The organism is Rhodococcus parequi (genome assembly GCF_046042785.1).
Classification (GTDB): domain Bacteria; phylum Actinomycetota; class Actinomycetes; order Mycobacteriales; family Mycobacteriaceae; genus Prescottella; species Prescottella parequi.
On the sequence record NZ_JBDLNV010000016.1, the window covers coordinates 1 to 516 of the forward strand.

Annotated in this window: 1 protein-coding gene and 1 pseudogene; both read right to left on the reverse strand. The window is 76.7% G+C overall.

The window, feature by feature from the left end:
- Nucleotides 1–288 (reverse strand): ESX secretion-associated protein EspG (locus ABEU20_RS24810; protein WP_420167052.1); only part of this gene is annotated, 288 nt, incomplete at its 3' end.
- Nucleotides 285–516 (reverse strand): annotated as a pseudogene (locus ABEU20_RS24815) (PPE family protein); the annotation flags it as partial. The pseudogene ABEU20_RS24815 and the gene ABEU20_RS24810, both read right to left, overlap by 4 nt.

Here is a 516-nt window from a genome sequence, read left to right on the forward strand (position 1 = left end):
GAACCGGCGCGCCGCGATCTCGCCGCGGGGCCGGGCCAGGACGCGCAGCCACCGCGCCAGGTCGGGGTGCACGGCGCCGCCGTCGAGCAGACCGGCCGCGGTGAGCGTGGCGTGGGCGCGGTCGAACGCGGCGTCTCGTGCGGGCACCGAGTCGAAGCGCGGGCCGGCGTCGAGCACCACGGGCAGCACGTCGACGTCCAGGAGATGGACCAGCAGGTCGAGTTCGTCGACGGTGAGCGCGACGGACGGCAGCGCGGTGCCCACGGGGTCGATGCCCAAGTCGATCACCGCCCGTCCTCGTCCGGGTCGGCACCGATCACCGACGGGATCACCGTGCGCCCGTCGGTGAAGTGCTCGAACTTCCGCAGGTAGCCGGGTGTGCTGTGCTCTGCGTCGTCGGTGTCCACCGCGCCGCGCGGCGTAGCCGCGGGGGCACCCGCTGCCGCCGGGGTCCGGGTCGCGGCCGCCGCGGGGTCGGTGCGGACCGCGTCGCCGGGTGCCGCGGCGACCGGTCCG